Origin of the sequence: Nostoc sp. DedSLP04, from assembly GCF_034530775.1 — a bacterium.
Lineage (GTDB): Bacteria > Cyanobacteriota > Cyanobacteriia > Cyanobacteriales > Nostocaceae > Nostoc.
In genome coordinates, this window is sequence record NZ_JAVRCL010000061.1 from 33,383 (window position 1) to 50,892 (window position 17,510).

General features: G+C 41.4%; 20 protein-coding genes and 2 pseudogenes. 8 read left to right on the forward strand and 14 right to left on the reverse strand.

All coding sequences use genetic code 11. The annotated features are described in order from the left end of the window. Positions 1-252: 252 nt before the first annotated feature. The gene (locus RMX89_RS27340; protein ID WP_322684142.1) at positions 253-891 is read right to left on the reverse strand and encodes a PadR family transcriptional regulator; all 639 of its coding nucleotides are present in this window, start codon (positions 889-891) and stop codon (positions 253-255) included. 378 nt (positions 892-1,269) lie between these two features. Here RMX89_RS27340 and RMX89_RS27345 point away from each other — a divergent pair. Then, positions 1,270-1,536, forward strand: a pseudogene (locus RMX89_RS27345) (hypothetical protein); the annotation flags it as partial. Positions 1,537-1,579: 43 nt separating this feature from the next. Further along, entirely contained in the window at positions 1,580-1,942 is a 363-nt protein-coding gene (locus RMX89_RS27350; RefSeq protein WP_322684143.1) for a ferredoxin family protein, read from the forward strand. 222 nt (positions 1,943-2,164) lie between these two features. Here RMX89_RS27350 and RMX89_RS27355 read toward each other — a convergent pair whose 3' ends face one another. The 3 genes from RMX89_RS27355 to RMX89_RS27365 form a co-directional block, all read right to left on the reverse strand. Further along, complete coding sequence (locus RMX89_RS27355; protein WP_322691131.1) at positions 2,165-2,632, reverse strand: GNAT family N-acetyltransferase; 468 nt, start codon at positions 2,630-2,632, stop codon at positions 2,165-2,167. Between the two features lie 231 nt (positions 2,633-2,863). Beyond that, on the reverse strand, positions 2,864-3,868 hold the full coding sequence (locus RMX89_RS27360; protein WP_322691132.1) for an aldo/keto reductase: 1,005 nt from the start codon (positions 3,866-3,868) through the stop codon (positions 2,864-2,866). Positions 3,869-3,996: 128 nt separating this feature from the next. Then, positions 3,997-4,173: a hypothetical protein gene (locus RMX89_RS27365; RefSeq protein ID WP_322691133.1), complete on the reverse strand. Its 177-nt coding sequence runs from the start codon at positions 4,171-4,173 to the stop codon at positions 3,997-3,999. Between the two features lie 671 nt (positions 4,174-4,844). Here RMX89_RS27365 and nifE point away from each other — a divergent pair. Continuing rightward, a complete protein-coding gene (nifE, locus tag RMX89_RS27370) occupies positions 4,845-6,257 on the forward strand; it encodes a nitrogenase iron-molybdenum cofactor biosynthesis protein NifE (protein ID WP_322691134.1) in 1,413 nt (470 codons plus the stop codon). Between the two features lie 119 nt (positions 6,258-6,376). On the opposite strand, the gene RMX89_RS27375 is transcribed toward nifE, so the two are convergent. Then, the gene (locus tag RMX89_RS27375) at positions 6,377-7,648 is read right to left on the reverse strand and encodes an MFS transporter (protein WP_322672355.1); all 1,272 of its coding nucleotides are present in this window, start codon (positions 7,646-7,648) and stop codon (positions 6,377-6,379) included. Positions 7,649-7,982: 334 nt separating this feature from the next. On the opposite strand from RMX89_RS27375, the gene RMX89_RS27380 reads away from it, so the two are divergent. The 3 genes from RMX89_RS27380 (at position 7,983) to RMX89_RS27390 (ending at position 9,605) form a co-directional block, all read left to right on the forward strand. After that, positions 7,983-8,945 (forward strand): TauD/TfdA dioxygenase family protein, encoded by a 963-nt coding sequence (locus RMX89_RS27380; RefSeq protein ID WP_322684147.1) that lies wholly within the window; start codon positions 7,983-7,985, stop codon positions 8,943-8,945. Positions 8,946-9,091: 146 nt separating this feature from the next. Continuing rightward, complete coding sequence (locus RMX89_RS27385) at positions 9,092-9,337, forward strand: hypothetical protein (protein ID WP_322691135.1); 246 nt, start codon at positions 9,092-9,094, stop codon at positions 9,335-9,337. A gap of 103 nt (positions 9,338-9,440) precedes the next feature. Next, the gene (locus tag RMX89_RS27390) at positions 9,441-9,605 is read left to right on the forward strand and encodes a hypothetical protein (RefSeq protein WP_322691136.1); all 165 of its coding nucleotides are present in this window, start codon (positions 9,441-9,443) and stop codon (positions 9,603-9,605) included. 318 nt (positions 9,606-9,923) lie between these two features. Here the strand turns inward: RMX89_RS27390 and RMX89_RS27395 are convergent, their stop codons facing one another. From RMX89_RS27395 to RMX89_RS27430, 9 genes and pseudogenes are all read right to left on the reverse strand, one after another. Then, positions 9,924-10,646 carry an ATP-binding cassette domain-containing protein gene (locus tag RMX89_RS27395; protein ID WP_322691137.1) on the reverse strand — a complete coding sequence of 241 codons (723 nt, stop codon included), beginning with the start codon at positions 10,644-10,646 and terminating at the stop codon, positions 9,924-9,926. 25 nt (positions 10,647-10,671) lie between these two features. Then, a pseudogene (locus RMX89_RS27400) lies at positions 10,672-10,986 on the reverse strand (LLM class flavin-dependent oxidoreductase); the annotation flags it as partial. Positions 10,987-11,084: 98 nt separating this feature from the next. Further along, positions 11,085-11,753 carry an ABC transporter substrate-binding protein gene (locus tag RMX89_RS27405; RefSeq protein ID WP_322691138.1) on the reverse strand — a complete coding sequence of 223 codons (669 nt, stop codon included), beginning with the start codon at positions 11,751-11,753 and terminating at the stop codon, positions 11,085-11,087. 764 nt (positions 11,754-12,517) lie between these two features. Then, positions 12,518-12,640 carry an HAD hydrolase family protein gene (locus RMX89_RS34610; protein ID WP_416212010.1) on the reverse strand — a complete coding sequence of 41 codons (123 nt, stop codon included), beginning with the start codon at positions 12,638-12,640 and terminating at the stop codon, positions 12,518-12,520. Further along, positions 12,637-13,413, reverse strand: a complete 777-nt coding sequence (locus RMX89_RS27410; protein WP_322691139.1) for a phosphate ABC transporter ATP-binding protein — start codon at positions 13,411-13,413, stop codon at positions 12,637-12,639. Before RMX89_RS27410 ends, RMX89_RS34610 begins: the two co-directional genes overlap by 4 nt. Positions 13,414-13,440: 27 nt before the next feature. Further along, positions 13,441-14,313 carry a phosphate ABC transporter permease PstA gene (gene pstA / locus RMX89_RS27415; protein WP_322691140.1) on the reverse strand — a complete coding sequence of 291 codons (873 nt, stop codon included), beginning with the start codon at positions 14,311-14,313 and terminating at the stop codon, positions 13,441-13,443. Beyond that, positions 14,307-15,179: a phosphate ABC transporter permease subunit PstC gene (gene pstC / locus RMX89_RS27420; protein ID WP_322691141.1), complete on the reverse strand. Its 873-nt coding sequence runs from the start codon at positions 15,177-15,179 to the stop codon at positions 14,307-14,309. The genes pstA and pstC overlap by 7 nt, the downstream gene beginning before the upstream one ends. Beyond that, positions 15,136-15,987, reverse strand: a complete 852-nt coding sequence (locus RMX89_RS27425; protein ID WP_322691142.1) for a phosphate ABC transporter substrate-binding protein — start codon at positions 15,985-15,987, stop codon at positions 15,136-15,138. The genes pstC and RMX89_RS27425 overlap by 44 nt, the downstream gene beginning before the upstream one ends. Positions 15,988-16,012: 25 nt before the next feature. Beyond that, positions 16,013-16,312 (reverse strand): metalloregulator ArsR/SmtB family transcription factor, encoded by a 300-nt coding sequence (locus RMX89_RS27430; protein ID WP_322672366.1) that lies wholly within the window; start codon positions 16,310-16,312, stop codon positions 16,013-16,015. A 116-nt stretch (positions 16,313-16,428) separates the two neighbouring features. Between RMX89_RS27430 and RMX89_RS27435 the strand changes: the two genes are divergently transcribed. Both RMX89_RS27435 and RMX89_RS27440 read left to right on the forward strand, forming a co-directional pair. After that, on the forward strand, positions 16,429-16,932 hold the full coding sequence (locus tag RMX89_RS27435; protein ID WP_322691143.1) for an ATP-binding cassette domain-containing protein: 504 nt from the start codon (positions 16,429-16,431) through the stop codon (positions 16,930-16,932). Between the two features lie 207 nt (positions 16,933-17,139). After that, a complete protein-coding gene (locus tag RMX89_RS27440; protein WP_322691144.1) occupies positions 17,140-17,304 on the forward strand; it encodes a hypothetical protein in 165 nt (54 codons plus the stop codon). Positions 17,305-17,510 lie beyond the last annotated feature (206 nt).

Below are 17,510 nucleotides of genomic sequence, written 5' to 3' on the forward strand. Positions count from 1 at the left end.
TTACGCAAAGGTGCAGAGAATTTTCAACCTAAGCTAGCAGTAAAACAACTGAGAACCGCTATGTGACTACCCAAAATAAAATTCAACCTCTCCCACATCTGCGATCGCAGGCACTCGTTATGATGAATCAAATGCAGATGTTGGACAGCGAACGCTAATGCGATCGACAGCGTGAGCAAAGTACTAGAGGGTTTGTAGTAAGCAATTTGCTGCTTAGAAAATAAGGACTAAGGTCTTACTACGAGCCTCTACTTATTTTTCAGCCAGAATCGCGTAAATTTCCCGTTTAACTTGCTCTAAAAGCTCCCGTACCCGATTTATCCGCTCCATATTACCACTACGAGCAACCTGCACCACCGCAGCAGCTAACTCTGTGGCGGCATTCCGCAACTCAATAAACTCTTGGGGCTTACCTGTAACAAAACTTTTGAAGGTATCCCAAGGAGTGTCTGAAGGTTCTTGTTGGGAACGTTCTGCCAATAATTGTTTACCCTCATCCGTAATCGTATAAATCCGCTTGCCCCCTTCCTGTGCGCTCTTGAGATAACCTCCTTCTTCCAACAATTGGAGTGTTGGATACACTGAGCCAGGACTGAGGCGACGGAAACCACCGTAACGAGTTTCCATCTCTTTAATCAGGTCGTAACCATGACTAGGATGCTCGGATAAGAGTTCCAGCAGAATGAACTTGATGTCACCCCGACGAGTCCGGTATTCATCTCCCCAACCACGACCAAACATTTCATTATCAAAGCGTTTGTCATGATGTCTACCATGATGCTTGTCATGATGGTTGCCATGTCCAAACCAAGACCTGACAAGCAATGAATCCTCTTCGTTAACTCCTGCCCATGCAGGTGCGCCAAAACGTGACCGAAAATGTCTAAACATAAGTAAATCTCAAATCAACTTTCTCTAATATACGATATATCAGAATATATCGCGATATATCGGAATAGAATTTTGATGAAGATTTGTAACGAAAGCAGCTTCGACTAGCCAAGAGTCTGCACTTGGGGTCATGACGAAATACTTATAAAATGGAACCTGACTGCCAATTCATTCTGGAACATCGGGCAAGGGCGGAATGGCACGCTTGTTAAGGGCAAAGCCATGATCTAGCTGCATGAGAGGGTGTGGGGAATTAAGAAGATGTTGAACTCCTTGAGGCAAGTAAAATTTAATTGTCTTAAAACTACACCCTACACCCTACACCCTACACCCTACACCCTACACCCTGCCAGCAAGGAGGTTTCAGCTTTTCTTAGTGCCATTCGGGCAAGGGCGCTATCCCCCGATCGCCCAGTATTGCGCAAAACTGCCCAAAATCCCGACGTTTATTTCCAAGCAAGGGAAACAGTAAATCCCTACTACGCTGCTTGTCCCAATATCATGCAATCTTATATGGATAAGTTTGCCGCACAGACAACCAGACACTATCACTTGCTTGATTATCATGGCGCAATTGATGCAGAACGAGTCATCATTTTGATGGGTTTAGGTTGTGAGGTAGTGCATGAAGTGGTATCGATGATGTTATGGTTGTCGCCGCAGAAAATCAGTTGCAAGAGGTAGCGTAATGATTGAAATTGTTGATAGCGATCGCTGTATCGGCTGTGATATCTGCGTAAAAGTTTGTCCGCGCGATGTCTTTGATTCTGGAGACAATGGAATAGCCGTAATTGCTCGTAAATCAGATTGTCAGACTTGTTTTTTGTGCGAGTTGTATTGCCCTGTTGATGCGCTTTATGTGTCGCCTTATGCCGAACTGGATGATGAGGTTGATACAGAACAGTTAATTACCCAAAACTTGCTGGGTAGTTACACCCGTAACATGGGTTGGCATCATGGCAAAATGGGAGGGACTGACAAAGATCCAACTCAACAACTTAGAATTTTGAATAGGGCAAGACAGGATAATGCAAAATTGAATGAAACATAAGCAGCAATAGGGTTTTAAACTATTGTGGCATAACTGGAGAAACAGGATAATCAAAATGAGAGGGAAGAAGGTGAGCAACGCTTGCCTCCTTCCCCCTCCCCACCGCATGATTATCATTCTTATATCTAAAATTTTGAGTACTTTAGCTAATTAACAAAACACACTTTTATTTAACCCTTCACGAGTGGCTTATGTTGGTCTTCTTTTTTTTGTTTTTAATTTTTACTTTTTTAATTTGAGTTCCATAAATATTTCGGCTATTTCATTGTCATTATATTTATTAATTTCTTGAAATCCATATTTTTCAAAAATTTTCCTAGCTGCAATAGATTTTCTCATTGTATCTAATCTTAATATATGTAATTCGTTTTTGTTGGCATTCAATAATAAATGTTCCATTAATAATATACCTATTCCTTTACTCTGATATGAAGGTAAAACAAAGTACCTTTTAATCTCTCCTATTTTATCTATTTTGTTTAATATCTTTAATCCAATACTTCCAATTACTGAGGCATTTTCACTCATAATCCAGAAATTTCCCCCTTGACTTTGGTATATATTTTCAATATTCCTTATATCTGACTGTAAGCCAGTTGGATCAAATTTATATCCTCTGTACGAATACATTATTTCCAAAAAATCTTCCAAACTAGCCTGGAATTCGGAACTGTATGAGATTAATTCCATTTGTTCAAAAGGAGTTCTACACTTTACGTTTAATCGAAATCAAAGTTGCTAAAACTAGCTATTCTTATATCACTTCTGTCCTAGCGATCGCCCAGCCCCTAATAGTCCGCCACACAAAGTTTACGTGGTGGCGAACTTTAGGCAAAAAGAGGTAAAATCAAGGCTTTTAACCCGTGTAGGCGGGTTTTACCTGTGTAGCCGTGACTTCCAGTCGCCTGGTGCAAGATTACTCTACGGGCGATTTCCAGATGGGTGCTGATGCCCTAGTATAGGATGGGGTGTGTAAGGTTCTTCTAAGAATTTGCGCTCTTCATCTGAAAGCTCTAAATCCACCGCCTCCACAGCCTCTTTAAGATGTTCTATCTTACTAGCGCCAATTATGGGAGATGTCACACCTGGTTGATGTAATAGCCAAGCTAGGGCAATTTGTGTGGGTTTCACACCCCGTTTTCCGGCTAATTCAACTACGCGATCGACTACTTTAAAATCTGAATCTTGATAGTAGAGATTGTGAGCAAATTCGTCAGTTTTTGCCCGCAATGTTTGGCCATGGTCTGACTTACTGCGATTTCCTGCTAAAAAGCCCCGCGCCAAGGGACTCCAAGGAATAATACCAATCCCTTGATCTAGAGCTAAGGGTATCACTTCTCGTTCTTCTTCCCGATAAACTAAGTTGTAGTGATTTTGAATTGATACAAAACGAGTCCAGCCGTGAATGTCTGCTGTATAAAGAGCTTTAGCAAACTGCCATGCGTAAACACTAGAAATTCCTAAGTAACGGACTTTACCTGCTTTGACAATATCATGCAGTGCTTCTAGGGTTTCTTCAATGGGTGTTTCATAATCCCAACGGTGAATTTGGTACAAGTCTACATAATCAGTCTGTAGCCGCCGCAAAGAAGCATTAATGCTGTCAAAAATATGTTTGCGAGATAGTCCTCGATCGTTAGGGCCATCGCCGACTTTACCATGTACTTTGGTAGCAATCACAACTTGATCTCGTTTAGCAAAGTCTTTTAGCGCTCGTCCGACAATTTCTTCACTAGCACCCAAGGAATAGACATCAGCGGTATCAAAGAAATTAATCCCCAATTCCAAAGCCAGTTTGATAAATGGACGACTTTCTTCTTCTTCTAATACCCATTCGCGCAATTTACGCGAGCCATAAGTCATTGTGCCTAGTGTAATCCGGGATACTTTGAGTCCAGTTTTGCCAAGATTTACATATTTCGTCATACGGTTTACTCTACTTTTTGTTGGGATGCTTAATAAGGTTGTGATATTTATATAGCGTTTTGACATTGATTTGCCTAGAGTATTGCAGAGCTATGAGCATTGCCTTGCAAAAGCCAGGATACAAAATACTATATATCAATCGACTTACCGGAGTTGTTAGCTATCATATTAAGAATTGCATATAAATGATAAATATGGAACAAGAAATCAGGAAATGTTTGCGAGAGGGGGCTGTTGGTAAAATCTCTCGGATCTGCAAAGCGATCGCCACCGTCAAACCAACCAGGGCTGCGGCTAAAGCTCATAGTTCAAATAGTGTATACTTTTCAAATTCCAAGAAAAATTTTTAATATAGTTCTGTTTATCGATAGATTTAGAGCATTTTAAAATAGTTAAGGCTACAATTTCCTATATAAATCGTTATTTTAGTTAAATAAAATACCTTAAGTAGTATTAGTAAAAAATAAATTTCTTGGTTGGATGATAAAAAACAACATAAGGTACATAGAAAACATGTGTGTAAATTATCCTGTTTAATTATCTAATAATTTATATTCTAAAAATCTCAAAACAATACTTGATTTCAGATATTATTAGCTATACTAATATTTAGATAAGCTAACACTAGCCAAAGAATTATAGTGTTTATCGTCTGAGTGAGTTACATCTCGTTGCGGTGAGGGGCTACAGGCGAAGATGTAACTTATGCGAGGGCTGCCATAACAAGCCTTTCTAAAAATACAGGATGCATCAGAGGAGTTGCTTGTTTTATCTGAAATGCTAGTGCATCAATTGCTGTTTTTTGTAATTTCTCAGAAATCAGTCTCAATCAACTTTGTCTACCAGCATCTATAAAGACGAGTGGAGACTAGGCAGCAAAATTGGTAAGTAAAAAAAATAGGAGATAGAGAAAAAATAATACTCTTAACTCCTCATTATTGGCTATTTTGTACTTATTTTTAGTACGAGGAAAAGCATGAAAAACACTCAAGTAAAAGTTAACGAACCTCTTAGCGAAACACCTTGCAAATCTAACCATAAACAGCTTAATGGTCAGAAAAAACTCACTTGCACAAAACCACCACAACCAGGTGCAACCCAAGGAAATTGCCCTTTTGATGGAGCGATGGTTTCTGTCGGAGCTATTACTGATGCTGTTCATTTAGTACATGGTGCTGTTTCTTGTACTCACAATCCTTGGGCAACTCATGGTAGCCTCTCTTCAGGCTCACAATTATACCAAACTGCTTTTACTACTGATTTTAGTGAGGGTAATATCGTTTTTGGTGGAGAAAAGAAACTGTACAAAGCGATTGTGGATGTTGCTCAACGCTATCATCCTGCCGCCATTTTTGTTTATGCTACTTGTCTGTCTGCTTTGATTGGTGATGATATTGATAGTGTTTGCCAACTTGCTACACAACAAGTTAATATCCCAGTTATCTATGTAAATGCGCCTGGATTTCTTGGTAGTAAAAATTTAGGTAATCGCATTGGTAACGAAACTTTATTGAATGCTGTCATTGGTACAGCCGAACCGGAATTTACCACACCATTCGATATTAATATTGTTGGTGACTATAATGTTGCAGGTGAAACGTGGAATATCTTACCATTATTCCAAAAAATGGGAATTCGCGTTCTTTCTAAAATTACAGGTGATGCTCGTTATCAAGAAGTTTGCTATGCTCATCGCGCCAAATTAAATGTAGTGCTTTGCTCAAATGTAGCTATACAAATGGCGCAAACTATGGCGGAACGCTATGGAATTCCTTATATTGAAGAATCGTTCTATGGTGCGACCAACTTAAACGATTGCTTGCGGAATGTTGCGACCAAATTAAGTATATCCTTGGGAGATAGTGTTATTGCCTGGGAACTGCAAGAACGTACAGAAAAGTTAATTGTCGAAGAAAATGCTGCTCTAGATATCGCTTTAGCTCCTTACCTTGCTGATTTAAAAGGTAAACGGATTATTCTTTCTACTGGTGGTGTGAAAAGTTGGTCACTTATTTTAGCAGCCCAAGATTTGGGAATGGAAGTTATTGCAGCTACGGATGGCAAAACAACAGAAGAGGAGAAAGCTAAAATTAAACAATATCTTGGTGCAGATGCAATGCTTTTGTCTGACACAACTCCCCAGGCATTATTAAAGGTATTACACCAAACAAAAGCTGATGTGTTGATTACTGGGGCTGGCAATAAATATACAGCACTCAAAACGGGAATTCCTTTTTTAGACATTAACCATGAACGTCACCATGCTTATGCAGGTTATGCAGGTTTGGTGGTACTAGCACGCGAACTACATGAAGCCTTGTATAGTCCTATATGGAAGCAAATTAGCAAACCTGCTCCTTGGGATGAAAAAATCAGCTATCAGCTATAGGCGCAACTTTCTTCTGCCAAGCTGATATAGTTGATCGTCTTCCACTACACTTTTAAGGTGTGGCGGAAGATGCTTGTTTTCCAAATATTTGCTTTGTTGTACAAAGAGAAGCGACTTGTTCACCGAGCAATCCAACGGCTTACTGCTGGCAATTGTGCAGAGAACCAGAGCGCACCTAAAATAATCAGACTACCACAGACAATCAAGGCATTAGTCGCACCAAAATTATCTGCCAAAGTCCCCGCTAACAAATTTCCAAAGGGCATTGTACCCACCATTGCTAGGGCATAAAAACTCATTACCCGTCCGCGCTTATCCTCGGTAACTAGGGTTTGAATAATCATATTACTACTGGTAATGTTGAGGATAGAAAAGCAGCCTACAAATACCAGAATGATTATAGATAGCCAAACTTGACGCGAGAGTGAAAAAAATATCAAACTCATCCCAATGAAAACTTGAGCGACTACAATCAAACGCTCTAAGCCTACAATCCCTCGTCTGACACTTAGATACAAACAAGCAAACAACGAGCCAATCGGTGCTGAAGTGCTGAGGTGAGCCATCGTTGTTGCGTTTCCATTGAGAATCTTTGCTGCAAAAACAGGCATCAGCGCGACATGAGACATCCCGACGAAACCATGTAACGCTAGCATTAATAAAATTACTCTAATCGGCTGGAATTTCGAGACATATTCAAAGCCTTCTCGCAATTTTTCCAAAGTATCGCTAATGCCCGTAAGGGGTTGCATCTGTCTAGCTGGCAGCCGCATCGCTAGCAAGGTAAATATCGCAGGAATATAGCTGAGGGTATCGTAAAGAAAACAATATTTTACCCCTAGTGTCGCAATCAAAATCCCGCCCATAGCAGGCCCCACGACGAGAGAGGAACTTAACATTACTGAATTCAAGGCGATCGCATTACTCCAATCGGCGCGATCGTCTACGGTTTCGGTGACGATTGTATGGCGCACGGGCATATCTAATCCCTTGAGCAAACCATTGAAAGCACTCAGTACCAAGAGGATAGGAAAGGTAATCCAATTGGTAAAGGTGAGAATCGTTAAAGCCAAGGATACGCTAATTCCCAATATCTGCACCACCATTAACAAGTCACGACGACTCCAGCGATCGGACAATATGCCCGAAAAGGGAATCAGTAATAACGTAGGTAAAAATTGTACAAACCCTGCAACTCCCAACAACCAAGGCGATTGAGTCAAATCGTATACCAGCCAAGGAATAGTTAACTGCTGGGTCATAAATGTTCCAGACATTGATAGTAACTGTCCCCCGAAAAACAGGCGAAAATTACGCCAGCGCAAAGCGGGTAAATAGTGGTAAGTGATATTACTGATACTTTCCCCTAGTTGTCTATGCCAAATTTTCATGAGTAAAATTTTATTATGGTTTACTAATAATTAGATTAACTAAGAACTGTCAAATAATCGCGTAGTTTGCTGCCCAGGCATCGCTAATCTGTCTGAGCTAAGGCTTTTGCACATTGACATTGGATCGCTATAGAAGGGGATTGATCTACAAAAACGTAGGAAATTACTATTTAGTAACTGTATACTACTTTAATTCTATCGGAATAGTGTATGATAATTTCAGTTATGCTCCCAGCATGGGAATGTTGCTAGCAGATATTGGGTATCGGCAAAATTCCCAAGGAAATAGGCGAGTGTGAACACCTCCCGACAGATAAAACTCTGGAGAATCCTAATGGGCTACAAACATATAGAAGTTAAACAGGTAGCTGGTTTCATCGGTGCAGAAATCGGCGGCGTAGACCTTTCCCGCTCTCTTTCTGAGGATCAAGTCCAAGAAATTCGCAAAGCGCTATTGAAGTGGAAAGTTGTGTTTTTTCGTGGCCAGAACATCGATCATGCTGCCCAGGTCGAGTTCACATCTCGTTTTGGCGAAGTGACTTTCGCCCATCCCTTGGGAGAGCCGGAACCAGTTCCGGGATTTCCCCAGATCAAACCCGTAGACCGTAAGCTTTATGAGCAGCAGTATGGTTTTCGCACTGGCGGCCCTTGGCACACAGATGTAACGGCAGCGATCAACCCACCAGCAGCGTCAATTTTACGCGCAGTTAATGTTCCTAGTTTCGGTGGTGACACCCACTGGAGTAATCTTGTGGCCGCTTATGAGGGACTCTCAGCACCCCTGCGATCGCTAGCAGATACATTAAAAGCAGAACATCGCTTTAATGGGGGCGGTTATCAACCCCGCAACAACAAATTTGACGAGCGTATTGCTGTCAATCCCCTAGTTTCTATTCACCCAGTCGTCAGAGTTCATCCTGAGACTGGTGAACGTGCCTTGTTCGTCAACCCTGGCTTCGTCTCCCGCATTGTTGATGTGTCACCAGAAGAGAGCAGACTGTTGCTAGAGTTGTTCTTTAACCAAGTCACCAAACCTGCCTATACCACCCGCTTCCGTTGGAACAACGGTGATATCGCCTTCTGGGACAACCGCGCCACCGTGCATTTGGCTCCTCAAGATTTGGATCATTTAGATGTCGAACGTCTCCTCTATCGCACTACTATCACAGGCGATGTTCCAGTAGGAGTTGATGGTTCCCGTTCAGAAGTGGTTCAAGGTGAAGCTTTCAGCGCTAAAGTACCAAGCGTCTTCAAGCAGAAAGCTGAGTCTAAGGAAGCACAACCAGTCCTTTCGTAAAACTGAATTATAAGTTATGAGTACTGAGTAAAATAAAAAATACTCAGTACTTATGAACGCAGACATTACACCTTGTTGCTCTACAAAGGTAACTTTTGCATGACCGATCGCAGCAAAGCCAAGAGATTAATTATCTATTTTGAGCGATGATTTTTAGCCATCACCCCGGTTCGATTGTCGGTAGCGATCGCTTCGCTGTCTGGCTCCGACAGCCCCCTCTCCCAAGCGTTGAAACAGCCTGTATTGCTGGGTTTATGCCCATCCAAGCAGGCGGATGGAGTACCTCCACACTACCACGCACTATAGACTGGAGCTTTGAATACAATAAGGCTCTTGTGCGAATGGCACTAAGAAAAGCTGAAACCTCCTTGCTGGCAGGGTGTAGGGGGTAGGGTGTAGGGTGTAGTTTTAAGACAATTAAATTTTACTTGCCTCAAGGAGTTCAACATCTTCTTAATTCCCCACACCCCAATACCTGCAACCCCACACCCTCTCATGCAGCTAGATCATGGCTTTGCCCTTAACAAGCGTGCCATTCGGCTCTTGTGCATCATCATTGTGACGAGTCTATTATTGATGGTGATAGTTCTCATTGCTGGGCCAAAGTTTATAGAAATAGACCAAGCAACAGATACAGAGATCAAACAGGTAGAGGTGTAAACTTGACCGAATAATTCGTAATTCGTAATTCGTAATTCAAAATTCATTAATTACGAATTAATAATTAATTCTTTGAGAGTACAAGCCCCTTAATTTATTAATTAAAGAAAATAAATTTATTCATTATTCAAGCCCCACGATTAAATTTCAGGTAATAATTACAAATTAGCAATTACGAATTATTTTGATATTTTTCCTAGAAAGCTATCAAGAAAAATTGAGTAACCTAAAATACTGATTTATTAGCAATAAAATTACTAGAAAAATCCGATTTTATTTTTGAAAAAGATTAGGAGAAAATGCTTGTTTTTTCAAAACTTAACGTTTAGTGTTTGCTAGCTGTTGAACTTTTTTATCTTCCCCATTAATTAGACCTGCTTCATCACCCATAACGCGCTCTAAGATTTCTTCTGCTAAAGTAAGGAATTCTGCATCTTTGCGTTTGCGAGGACGTGGTAGTGAGATACGCCGATCCATTGAAACTCGGCCATCTTCAATTAGTATGATGCGATCGGCTAGCGTTACTGCTTCATCTACATCATGAGTAATCAAGAACGCCGAAAATTTTTGTTCGTGCCAGATTTTTTCAATTAGTCTCTGCATCTCAATACGAGTCATGGCATCCAAAGCACCAAGCGGTTCATCTAACATTAGTAAGCGCGGCTCTCTGACTAAAGCCCTAGCAAGTGCTACTCGTTGTTTTTGTCCTCCAGAAAGCACAGAAGGCCAATCTTTTGCTCGTTGTATTAAACCTACTTGCTCAAGCGCCTTCTCTGCCTTTTGCCGCCAGTCTTTTTTGTTCAATCCTAATCCCACATTTCCTAAAACATTCTCCCACGGTAAGAGGCGGGCATTCTGGAACATTGTTCGCGCACTGCGATTACGCCCACGCAGTGGTTCCCCGTCAATTAAAACTCCGCCGTCACTGGGATGTTCAAACCCAGCTATCATCCGCAGGAGTGTACTTTTACCGCCACCACTGCGCCCAACAACTGCAATAAATTCTCCTGATGCTATCTCTAAATCGAGATTCTGCAACACTTGATTACTACCATAGGTCTTTGTCAACGTTAATCAGCAAGCGGCCATTGGATATACGGTCAAGTGTAGCCGCCATCCGCGCTGCCATCCCAGGAGATAACAACCCTGGACGAATTGCTACTAAAAAACGCATCTGTTGAGTTGCTGCAACTAAGGATGAAGCTATAATCCAAGCGTCTTCACATGAACGTCCTGTAGGAAGTAAAGCACCTCTGTAGCCTAGATCGTCTACAGCTTGAGCAATTTGACGCAAGTATGGATAGGTAGCAGCACGTCCTCCTGTTGCTGTTCCCAGATAGCGTCCGTCACTGTAGGTGGGAATAAACCAAAATAGTTCCATCGATAATAGACTCCTTAAGTGTTTCAGATGTAGCTGTCAAGAATGCGATCGCCAGAAGGTGGGGCGTAGTCCATCGCTGATGTAGCTTACAGACAGTTTTAATTAAGCTGTTTGCGATCGGACACCATCGCTACTTGATTGACATCAATTTTTTTAGGAACCAATTTTAGACGATATTTCAAATTAGCTTTTGCCAATGCTTGTACAACTAAATGATGGACATTTGAGCCTTTATTTAAGGCAATTTTTTTGCCTTTTAAGTCAGCAAGATTGCGAATTTGAGAATCTTTTGGGACTAAAATTGCTTCACCTTTGGGATTAGGAGGTGAACTGGCAACATAAAGCAGAGGTGCGCCAGCTGCTTGAGCAGATATAGGAGGGGTTTCTCCTGCATGTCCAAAGTCTAGGCGACCAGCATTCAAAGCTTCTAATAGTTGCGGCCCAGCTGGAAATTGATTCCATCGCACTGATAAACCCATTGAGTTAAACTTTTTCTCCAAATCTCCCTTTGCTCTTAAAAGGCTAAGAGAGCCAAACTTCTGATGACCAATATGAACTACCTTTTCTGGATCTTGACCTATACTAAACGACGGCATAGATGCAGAAATTACCGAAGTATTTAGAGAACAACCAGAAATTATCAAACTTAAGCAGAAACTAACAGCAAATAAGAAGGTAAATTTTTTGCTTGAATATTCTTTGAATACCTTTACAGCTTTGTGACATTTTAATATAAATGCAGAAAAATTATCCCGATTGATAAGCATTGCGCCCTCAGTTTCAAGTATAAAAATTTTCTCCTAAAAAAATATTAAAAGCTTAACAAACTTTCATTAAAATCTTTGGAGGATTTTAAACTACAGTAAAGCTAGCAAGTTAATGTAGTATCTAGCTAAAGAATGATATAAAACTCTTATTTGATTTTTGAATAAGACTAGGAGACAATACGCAAATCGTAAACAAGTACGAATAAGGCTTTCATTTTGGTAACAGTAAGCCTCTTTCAGTACATAATCTACAACTTGTTTAAATTTAGGTTAATAAAAGGTTATGTAATTTCAGCAACTACCTTATATACCTTTAAACTACAGTAGATTGCGCAAAATCCCGTATTTATACTTAATAAAAATTTTAAGTATCAAACAACACATAGATACATAACGAAACCAGCTCACTATGTTTACTTTTAAAAATCCCTTGAAAGCTGTACAGGAACTTAACGTACTTTTAAATGATTGCCGTCTAGTAGTCTGTTCGATCAATCCTGACGAATTTAGTTGACAAAGCTATCCTCTGTATTTGAATCAATTACCAATGACGCGTAATATAGCAATCTGATTTGATTTCTGAATTAATCGTAGGGACTAGGGACTGGGGACTGGGAAGAAGGAATAAAGCTGTACTGAGTTTTTTTCAAAAATCAAATATGAGTCCTATATCATGTCCGGTGAAAGACTTATCATTAAGAACGCAGGGGCAGGGGGAAAGAGGGTTTTCCGGTTTCTACATAGATGACGGAAATTATAACTAATTAACCGGACATGATATAACGCTTGACTTCCACATCTGCGTTAACAACTACAATGGCATGGTTAGCAATTTTGAGTATTTTGATGTTATTAATTTGATCCCCAAAGACCGCAATCTTACTCAACCCCTGGCACCAGTTACATAAGCAACTGTTAAAGGATGTTGAGGATGATTAAAAACTTGCTCTACAGTACCTGATTCAATCAGTTGCCCAATGCCGTCTTGTACCCAAAATAGAGCGACTCGATCTGCAATTCTCTTGGCTTGAGCCAGATTGTGAGTAACAATTAACAGAGTATAGCGCTGGCGCAAACTAATAATTAAATCTTCAACAACGTTACTGGAAATAGGGTCGAGGGCACTACAAGGTTCATCCAGTAGTAAGACTTCTGGCTGCAAAGCCAAAGCTCTAGCTATGCACAAACGTTGCTGCTGTCCACCAGAAAGAGCCAAAGCTGAAGATTGCAGTCGGTCTTTTACTTCTTGCCATAGCCCTACATCCTCGAGGCTGGTTTCGATAATTGTATCAATTTGGTGGCGATCGCGGATGCCATGCTCTCGCAAAGGCAATTCCAGATTCTGCCATATTGAGAAAGGAAAGGGATTGGGTTTTTGAAAAATCATGCCGACTTGACGCCGTAAGGCGATGACATTAATTTTGGGATTTAGCACCTCTAAACTACCAATGCGGATTCTTCCCTGAACTCGACACTTGGGAATCATATCGCTGAGGCGGTTGAGACAACCCAGGAAACTAGTTTTTCCACAACCAGAAGGCCCAACCAAAGCCAAAATTTCTCCCGCATTGACAGCTAAGTTGACATTAGCAAGTGCAGTTTTTTGTGCGTATTGCAGAGTTAAGTTCTCAATTTGAATCAACGGTTCAGTAACTGCCAAGATGTTCTCCTCTATATCCACCAATCCTCATCCCGAAATAACTCTGCTGTGTAACCAACGTCGTGCAATCCACGCTGCTGTGCCATTAATCAACAACAGTAGTAATAGCAAAACCGATGCACTAGCATAAGCACTCTTATCTCCTCCTGAAATGTTCATTGAGAGATCAAAAATATGAACCGAAAGAGTACGCCCAGAATCAAGGAGTGATTGTGGCATTCGGTCTACGTAACCGCTAGTAAAAATTAAAGCCGCAGTTTCGGCGATAGCCCGACCAACACCAAGCACAAATCCCACTATTAAACCAGGAACAGCAGCAGGTAATAATATTTGAAATATTGTCGTTGTGCGTGAAAAGCCAAGGGCGGCGGCTCCTAATCTGTATTCATTGGGAACGGCTAAAAATCCTTCCTCTGTAGAACGAATCAAAATTGGTAGCACCATACACGCCAGTGTGAGTCCGCCTGAAAGAATGGAAAACCCCAATCCTAAAACTTTGCAAAACAAGACGTTACCAAACAACCCGAAGACAATCGAAGGTACACCAGCAAGTACATCTAAACTACGGCGCACTAATCTAGCAAACCAACTATCACTAGGAGTAAATTCTGCTAGTAAAACTGCTGTACCAACACCAACGGGCAGGCAAACCGTCATACATACACCAATAATTAAAACGGTGGAAACGAGAATACTGGCAATTCCACCTTCTCTACCCGCATTTTCTGGTTCACTAATCAGAAATTCCCAAGATAAATATCCCATACCGTGCCAGAGGATATCGCTGACTATCCATAAAAAGATGGCGGTAACGAGGGCGGCTGTTGCCCAAACTAAGCTTGTTGCTAGCCACTCTCTAAGAGCGAGACGATTGTCTTTGCTTTGTTGTATCTCTACCATTTGCCCTGACTGATAACTTCAGCGATCGCCACTAACACCACAATCATTCCCATCAATATCAAACCACTGACAAACAGCGCACTACGGTGATCCCCTGTGGCATACGCCATTTCTAAAGCAATATTGGCCGTGAGTGTGCGGATGGGGTCAAATAAGCTTTTTGGGGTCTGTACTACATTGCCGCATACCATCAAAATTGCCATTGTTTCACCAATGGCACGACCTGTCTCTAAAATTAAGCCTGTAAATAACCCTGATTTGGCTGATGAAAAAACTACTGTGCAGATTGTTGTCCAACGTGATAACCCCAGTGCAGCAGCACCTTGAATGTAAGCGGTGGGAACTTTTTCTAGGCTAGCATCGGCTATAAGGGCGACTGTTGGCAGAATCATCACCGCCAGAATTGCTATTCCTGCTAATAGGCTTGGCCCTGGTGGATGAATTTTTCCAATTAGAGGAACCAGCACGACTAATCCCCAAAAGCCATACACTACAGAAGGAATCCCTGCTAATAATTCAATCAGGCGGCGATAGAGTCGGGCTACCATTGGCGGGGCATAGAATTGACAAAAGACAGCAGATAAAATGCCTATGGGAGTTGCAATTAGCACTGCACCGACCATTGCCAAGAGGGAACCCAGCAACATGGGTGAGAGATTATATAAACCTGCTGTGGGGTTCCAAGAAGAGTCGGTAAAAAAGCGGGATATCTCTATATGACTGAAGATTGGTAAGGATTCGGAAAGTAGAAAAACAACAATTAAAAGTGCGATCGCTCCGGCGATTGTTGCTGCTCCTCGTAGTATCCAAATTAACCAAAAATCATTTGGCGATGGAGACAAAGTTTTGCTTTTTAACAATGTCACTTACCTGCTGCGATTGTGCAAAGTCAATAAATTCTTTAGCCAGTCCTTGGGGTTCGGTTTTTGTAACCAAGTTAAGCGGTCGAGAAATAGGAAAGCTCCCGTTTTGTACATTAACTGTTGTTGCTGCTACACCGTTTACAGCTAGCAATTTGATTGGTACTTTATTGGCGGCGCTATTTTCTGCCGAGCCAATGGAAACATAGCCAATAGCATTCGGGTTTCCGGCTACAGTCTTAATTCCTTGCTCATTATCACCAATCACTACTTGTGCTTTGATGTCAGTATTTTTTAGCTTGAAGTAGTGGGTAAACAATTCCAGGGTAGAACGTCCTTCGGCTTTATTAACAACTGTAATTGCCCCATCTTTACCCCCTACCTGTTTCCAGTTATTCACCTTGCCTGTGTAAATATCTACAATTTGCTTGTCAGTTAGGGATTGCAGGGGATTTTCCTGATGGAGAATCACCGTTACTCCATCACGAGCGATGGAAAAGGCTTTTAAATCTTTTTCGTCAGGCTTTAAGGCACGGGAAACCATGCCAACATTAGCTACACCTTGACGAGCATCTGTAATCCCGCGAGAAGAACCGCCTGATTGCACATCAACTCGCACACCGGAATGTTGCGATTCAAATTTTTTGCCAATTTCTGCTGCTAATGGTGCAACTGTACTTGAACCAGTAAGTACCAATTTTCCTTGTAGCTTATTTGGATCGTTTGTGACTGCTTGCGGAGGTTGAGAACAACCTTGCAACCAAATGCTTGTCACTAATCCTATTGCGATCGCCGAAATTTGGGAATGTTTCATCTTCTACCTTTAGATATTCCAGGTTTTAGTTGAACGAGAGAACACAACAACCAAAGTTTAAAGCCTTGCCTGTAGCTACTTCGACTTGAGGGGCAAGACGATAGAGAAATGCTTTGCCATCTCGCTCCCGCACAACTAATTTGGCTCGACGCAAAACCTGCAAATGATGAGAGAGGAGACTTTGCTCCAAATGCAAAATCGCATTCATCTCTCCGACTCGCTTCGGACTGTCAATCAATAGTTGTAAAACTCCTAAACGGGTTTCATCTGCCAGTACCTTAAGCTTGTCTACACAATCGATGCTTAAATTTGTATTATTTTGCATTGCCCTAAAAACGATAAGTTTTCCTGATTTTGGTATAAATAGCAACAATTACAGAGTTGACAATTAAAATTTATTTGCACTTTTTAATAAACGAGTGTTCATATGAAATTGTATTCATGCTTAGTGTCTCATATTTGGTAACTCTCCGGTTCAACAGTTCTATACTTGCTTTTTACTCTTGTTCTGCACAGATCCGTAAGCGTGTAGGTTTAATCTTTCAAGACTTTCATCTGTTCCCTGATACCGTCTATGACAACATTGCATTGGGTAACTCGACCATCACGCCAGAAGATGCCCGACATGCCGCCGAACTGATACAGACCCTAGATTTCATCGAGAGCTTGCCACTAGGCTTTGATACGGTACTGGAAGACCGCGGCCAAAATCTATCGCAAGGTCAACGCCAGTTGTTAGCGTTTATGCGTGTCATTGCCTTGAACCCCGAAATCTTGATTTTGGATGAAGCCACTGCCAGTATTGACCCAGAAACTGAAGCTGCCATCCAAGCACTTCACCTTCAGTTTAGACAATCCACAGAGGGACTGATACTAACGGGATTAGTGTTGTTAGATGCGATCGCCTCCGGTCGGTCAGAGATCATCGCCTCCACCGAGGCGTAGCCCACCGCTACACTTGATGTTTGACAAGAGCATTCTCAGAAAAAAGGGTGTGGGGGGTAGGGTGTCGGGTGTAGGGAAGACGGCATTGCCAAGCTCTTGAATAATCTGGTTTTTAGCATCTGTGTTATTCCAGGCTTGTTCTAAGTTTTACAGCCTTTTCAGCGCAAAGGTGGGGATTTGCCAATACCAGAAGATTACTCAATCTTTATGGCAGTTGCAGATAAAATTGGTTTTGATAGTCGAGGTCGTCGTCTCTTTCGTTCAAGTACAAATGGGCAACAAACCCAAGAAATTGATAGTGATTTACCTCTGATTCTAGAAAAGTTCAAAAAGTTTCTTAAAGAGGTATGGCAAAATAATGTTGAGAAATAGCACTTGCTGTCTATTAGCGCCGTCAAAGTTACCTATGCAAGTTGTATATGGGGAAAATCAGGACGTATCTCATGAATTTGCAGACTTACTTTAACTACTATAGGATTCCTATTTAATTTTTGAAAAACTGAGAAAATCGAAGCCTTGCATAATAGAGTTTAAAGCCTCAGTATACTTAGTAAGATTTAAGTCGGATTCCTATAGCT